Origin of the sequence: Dolichospermum sp. UHCC 0352 (assembly GCF_009711925.1) — a bacterium.
Taxonomy (GTDB): Bacteria; Cyanobacteriota; Cyanobacteriia; order Cyanobacteriales; family Nostocaceae; genus Dolichospermum; species Dolichospermum lemmermannii.
The window spans coordinates 1-2,299 of the sequence record NZ_VIKY01000241.1 but is presented as its reverse complement, the minus strand read 5'-3'; the positions used below and the strand labels follow the sequence as shown (position 1 = coordinate 2,299).

The following is a 2,299-nucleotide window of genomic DNA, read 5'->3' as shown; positions in this document are numbered from 1 at the left end:
AAATGAAGCTGCTTTAGATACTGAGAACCAAACAGCTTTAGCCACTGCCACCAAATCAGAATTAGTTGCCTCTACTGCGGGGGAATTGGGGATAGTTCTCAACACTGGAGAAATAGAACTGATAGCTCAAAACGTCAATTACTCATCTGATGATTTACAGGAATCACTAGAAGAAATAAAGAGCGCGATTATTGCTTTTGTCCGTCACAAGATAGCGTTAAACTCCCAAAAGATTGGTGAAACTTTAGAGGAAATAACCCAAGTAGCTACCGACGGATTTAACCAAAATAGTCAACAATTAACCGACGGACTACAGAACATAAACAAACAGCTACAGCAGCAAAGAACCGACTTTAAAAGTAAGGTCAAAGCTACCCTCTCAGTATTCCAACTACCCGCAGCGTCCTAACTTTAAAGTCAAGATTAATCCTATTTGGATAATAGGACTAATTACCGTAATTGCTGGGTTAACTGCTATTGATAGCTTCCGTTTTAATAGCAGTATCCAGAAACCAGATCACCGTTATTTTACTGACCCTAACAACTATGTGGAGTTGAAACCATGAAACAGTTACCACCTGCCAAAGTTCCTAAGCTTAGAAACCACATTCTACCCAAAGGTAAACTACTCACCCAAGTTTTAGGAAAAAAGTTTGGTGTTACCCTTGCTGATTTTGATAAAGCTATGGGTGGAGACATAGCAGCAGCCCAAAAGATAGGAGAATTAGCCCGTCAAGGCAGATTATCCCAGGAATTAGCTCCTAAACTTGCACAGGCATATCTGGAAATTATCAACGGTTCAGAAGCTTATAACAAGGCAACTGCTGATATTTTATTACAGGCTGGGAAGTCAGCGATTGCAATTGATAAAGCTGGTTCACAAGTCATGTTAGGACAGCAAAAGTATGTCCATTCCAGACAAGAATTAGCACAGGAATTTGTAATTGGGAAGAACTCAGAAAATAGTCGTCATGCTTATCAGATGAACTACACCCAAATTAAGGCTTATGTTGATGTTCACTTGACCGAAGTTGATAGACAAACTGCAATTTTAGAACAGTCAAACAGACCGGAAATTAAACAAGTTGCTGCTAATGAACAATACCAGCAAAGGACAATAAATGAAGCATTAAACAAGGGTGAAACAGCCCGTTATGACTTGATTCCTGAAAAGAACTATAGAACAGGAATCATGGGGAAAATAGCAGAAATTAGATCCGCTTTAGGTTTCTAATTAAAATCCCACTGCTAACTATGAATTAGCAGTGGGATAGCATCAGGTCATTTATTACTTATTACTATGTTAGCATATCCACCACCACCTGATTTAGATGACGTTCTAAATAATGAAGATTCACCTTTACCGGGCGAAACAGTCCGTTACTTAACCCACGTTGAAAATAAACTCTATCAGGATATTGAACGCAGAAAACGTATAGATGCAGGTTTATTGTTTATCGCGTGTCAGTTTTCAAGCTGTTCTCTATCTTGGTTGCTTTTCCAATTACAGGTGACATTAAGCATTATCCAGTTAGCTAGTTTTTGTGTTTCCTGTTTGCCCGGACTAATTGATTTTGGCGATAGTTTTAACTTTTCAATTAGTTCTGATTCATGGGAATTTTCACTAGGACAAAAGCCACTTGTCGGAGTTGTAAAGTTAGGAATTGGCATTGGTGTGACGTGGCAAGGTACAAGTAAAATCACTTCAGAAATTATCCAAACTAAACAAGCGATCTCACAAACTTATCAAGAAATTAGAAGCAGTGAGGGGTTAAGTTTTCAGTTGCCAGAAATGGGCATGAGTCTATTGATTGCCTTATCTGGTTTAGTGCTTTTAGGAATGGTTAAAAAGTTTTCAAGCCCAAGTATAGGAGACAAAGATAATGAGGTTTAGGACTAATAATAAAGGTTGTTTAAATTTGTTTATTTCTAGTCTAATGACTGCGATATTTATTAATTATTTAGTAGTCGGTTTCATTGATTATGTCCATAGCATTAATGACTTATTGCAATGGTTAAAACAGTCGGGAATTGGTGAGAATTTGTATAGATTATTTGGAGGTAGGTAATGACTATTTTGGAGAAACTTGGCTTTAAAACTTTATATATCTTTGTTCATCTCGCTGAAAAATTAGACAACTCCAAAGGGTTTTTCTATTTTATATATGGGATATCAGCAATCTTCATTTCTATGATTCTGCTGATGATCATGTTGGCTCTAACTATTAATTTATTGGTAGGTGAACTATGCAAGAAATAACAGAATTTAACCAACAAATAGTTAAGCAAAGACGCAGTT

3 protein-coding genes and 1 pseudogene are annotated in these 2,299 nt (G+C 37.0%); all 4 read left to right on the top strand.

From position 1 onward, the window contains the following. Positions 1 to 409 (top strand): annotated as a pseudogene (locus tag FJR06_RS17510) (hypothetical protein); the annotation flags it as partial. 153 nt (positions 410 to 562) lie between these two features. Continuing rightward, positions 563 to 1,234, top strand: coding sequence for a hypothetical protein (locus FJR06_RS17505; protein WP_168651915.1), 672 nt, complete (start codon positions 563 to 565; stop codon positions 1,232 to 1,234). Between the two features lie 66 nt (positions 1,235 to 1,300). Then, entirely contained in the window at positions 1,301 to 1,894 is a 594-nt protein-coding gene (locus FJR06_RS17500; RefSeq protein WP_168651914.1) for a hypothetical protein, read from the top strand. 43 nt (positions 1,895 to 1,937) lie between these two features. Further along, a complete protein-coding gene (locus tag FJR06_RS24760) occupies positions 1,938 to 2,069 on the top strand; it encodes a hypothetical protein (RefSeq protein ID WP_256369515.1) in 132 nt (43 codons plus the stop codon). Positions 2,070 to 2,299 lie beyond the last annotated feature (230 nt).

What these genes read in the sequence shown, in the direction of transcription:
- FJR06_RS17505 (WP_168651915.1), top strand. Translation starts at nt 563, where the DNA reads ATGAAACAGTTACCACCTGCCAAAGTTCCTAAGCTTAGAAACCACATT.
- FJR06_RS17500 (WP_168651914.1), top strand. Translation starts at nt 1,301, where the DNA reads ATGTTAGCATATCCACCACCACCTGATTTAGATGACGTTCTAAATAAT.
- FJR06_RS24760 (WP_256369515.1), top strand. Translation starts at nt 1,938, where the DNA reads ATGACTGCGATATTTATTAATTATTTAGTAGTCGGTTTCATTGATTAT.